Source organism: Helicobacter japonicus (assembly GCF_000762845.2).
Lineage (GTDB): Bacteria > Campylobacterota > Campylobacteria > Campylobacterales > Helicobacteraceae > Helicobacter_C > Helicobacter_C japonicus.
In genome coordinates this window covers 1-2,764 of sequence record NZ_JRMQ02000030.1, presented here as the reverse complement: position 1 = coordinate 2,764, position 2,764 = coordinate 1, and the positions used below count along the sequence as shown (strand labels likewise).

Genomic DNA, 2,764 nt, shown 5'->3' with positions numbered 1-2,764 from the left:
GATGTTAAAGAATCTAGTAAATGTTGCTATGGTGTTATCAGTATGTTTGTCAATAGGGTATGCAAAGCCTTTAAAGGAATGCAAGAGTGAGAGGGATAGTTAAAGGAGTGTATGATGAGGGAGAATAAAGTTAAAAGAATCTTGTTTTACATAGTAGGAATGTAAGATTTACAATATAATTATTAAGAAAAGGACAAAAAATGAAAACTTCTCTTAAATATTCAATTCTTGTTATCCTAACTATCCTTAATATCCAATTCTTTTATGTTCTTACCTTTATTCCTTTTCCCTTTTTTGGTTGGATTACTCTTTTTATTCTTTCTTGTATATGGGTGTATCTCTTTTTGCGATTCTGTGTATGGAGTATTAATAAAATCTTTAAAAAGAATCTAAGAGTTAAAAAGATATATCTTGCCCTACCTTATCCACTTATTATGCTCTCTTGGTTTGGTTTTTCCTTTGTCCCACTTGAGTGGCAACCTAGCTTTAGGGAGTTTGAGAGGTTGTGTAAAACAATAGAGCAGCCAACAATATACAATGCAAAAACAATTATTAATCTTTGGGACACACACAAGCAAATCAATGAAAATATGCAATTTCAAATAACCAAAAATTATATAAACTTGAGAAACAAAGCAAATGCTTATTGAGTGGTATTACGATGATGACAAAGGCAAAAAACACACTTTCAAAATAGATAAAGATTATTCTTGGTATGATATAGGTATGATTCCCAAGAATGAGAGAACAATCGGTTGTGCTTCCATAGAAAAAACCAAAGAACTCATTAAGCAAAGATGGTGGCTCAAATGACAAGAATGCAAAAATATATGCAGTTAGTCAAATATGCTGAACTTTGTTGGGCGAGTTATAGTGAGGGGTTAAATGAGGGAATGTTTGGAGATGAAGAAAAACAATGGGGATTTAATCAGCAAAGAAAATATCTAACCAAACAAGAGGCACAAACAATACATCAAATTTCTTATAAAAGGGCTTTAACATCTAGTATATTTACTTTTTACAATGATACAAGAGTGGATTTTGGAGACAAACAAGCAGAGGAATTTATACAACACTACGAAATACTAGCCTTTATCAATAAAGAAGATTCTGGATTTAGTGCTACTTTATTTAGAGATATACGCGACAATGAAAAGATTCTTGCTTTTCGTGGGCTTGATATTTTTAATCCAAACCTATTGAAAATTCCAAATATAAAAGGGTTGGGCAATAGTCTAAAAGCTGATGTATCTTTAAACATTTGTGAGGATATGATAGATTTTTACAAAGCTAAAATACAACCATCGCAAGATAAGTATATTGTTGTCGGACATTCCTTTGGTGGTTATTTAGCACAGCTTTTCACCTTGATGTATCCAGCAAATATAAAAGAAACATATACTTTCAGCTCTATTGGTGTAGTACCTGATTGGTCTAATAGCATTATGAGCTTTGTGTTAGATGGTTTTTCACCTGATTTCGAAATGTATACGCCATTACAAATCACACAAGAACACAAAGATTCTATCCAATTACGAAATAGTCTCATCCACTTAACCAAACCAAATAAAGAACTTGATAGCTTTTTACCCTATTACCTTAAAACAAAAAGCCCCTATGCTTCTAATCACATAGATTCATATGCGCAAAGCAATAGCCCATTACCAGAAAAGGTAAGTATGAAGAAATTCGCACATAGGCTTTTTTATGAAATACAGACTAGGGATAATGATACATTTTTGGCTTGTAATTTGCAAACAAATGTGTTAGGGAGTGGAACTATGACTATGCTTGATGAAAATGGTATTACACCAATTTCTATAAAACACTTTGAACAAATCAAAACTCTTTCTCAACGCATTAAAGCAGCCGATACGACATTACCCAGCCCACTTACACAATCCCAAATCCACCAAATCCAAACGAGTGTGGAAGCCATATATAGAATCAATATGGAAAAGGGTTATGTGTTTTTTGGTAAGCATATCCTTTCTACGACATATCCACCTATACCGATAGATAAGGAGTTTAAGCCTAAAGTTAAAATTTCACAAACTCTATCTAAGACAATAAAAAATAGCTTAAAAAGAAATATAGTTGCCTATATCCTAGTCATCGCAACCATAGAGGATATATATAATGCTCTTGCTATCCTAGCCCATATTGACGATACGGCGATGAGTCATGCAGAGCTAATGCAGTTTTTAAGTGCATTATACCAACCTAGCATTGTGGAGGCAAAATTATGGAATCTATAATAACTATACTCTTTATCCCTGCTGTGTTATTGGTGGCTGCGGTAGTATTTTTTATCATCAAGTGGCTGTATTATGAGTAATATAAAATTAAGGAACAGCAATGAAAGATTTTTTATATGAGTTAGGGTATCATCACGGCAAAGATTCGGATTGTGTCGCTGATAATATTATTTCTTTAAAACAAAAGTATAACAGCATAAACATCACAAGGCTTCAAGATTCTGACATACAATCCCTCACCAAAGATTCCCCTATTCATTTACTTAGAGCCTTATACACTTGCAAGCCATTTGCTATTTGCAAAGAAAACGATGAAAGCTTTTTGAATGAAAAGAATGCAGGTAAAATTTTAGGTTACAAATCAGATTTTGCAAATATCTTTATTTTTAACAAATCCTCCATACCTGATGAATACTTAGAAGCTAGAAAATCCCTCTATAAATCTATTTCTCAACTTAAACAAGAAAAGCAAAAGCAAGAATTACAAGAACTACAAAAGCAACAAG

General features: G+C 32.7%; 3 protein-coding genes and 1 pseudogene. All 4 read left to right on the top strand.

The genetic code is table 11. The features are described from left to right. The first annotated feature begins 200 nt into the window (after positions 1–200). Positions 201–650: a hypothetical protein gene (locus LS65_RS09545; RefSeq protein WP_236096711.1), complete on the top strand. Its 450-nt coding sequence runs from the start codon at positions 201–203 to the stop codon at positions 648–650. Beyond that, positions 640–813, top strand: a complete 174-nt coding sequence (locus tag LS65_RS10325) for a hypothetical protein (protein ID WP_236096710.1) — start codon at positions 640–642, stop codon at positions 811–813. The genes LS65_RS09545 and LS65_RS10325 overlap by 11 nt, the downstream gene beginning before the upstream one ends. Continuing rightward, positions 810–2,258 (top strand): alpha/beta hydrolase, encoded by a 1,449-nt coding sequence (locus LS65_RS09540; protein ID WP_034361215.1) that lies wholly within the window; start codon positions 810–812, stop codon positions 2,256–2,258. Before LS65_RS10325 ends, LS65_RS09540 begins: the two co-directional genes overlap by 4 nt. 100 nt (positions 2,259–2,358) lie before the next feature. After that, positions 2,359–2,764, top strand: a pseudogene (locus LS65_RS09535) (lipase); the annotation flags it as partial.

What these genes read in the sequence shown, in the direction of transcription:
- LS65_RS09545 (WP_236096711.1), top strand. Translation starts at nt 201, where the DNA reads ATGAAAACTTCTCTTAAATATTCAATTCTTGTTATCCTAACTATCCTT.
- LS65_RS10325 (WP_236096710.1), top strand. Translation starts at nt 640, where the DNA reads ATGCTTATTGAGTGGTATTACGATGATGACAAAGGCAAAAAACACACT.
- LS65_RS09540 (WP_034361215.1), top strand. Translation starts at nt 810, where the DNA reads ATGACAAGAATGCAAAAATATATGCAGTTAGTCAAATATGCTGAACTT.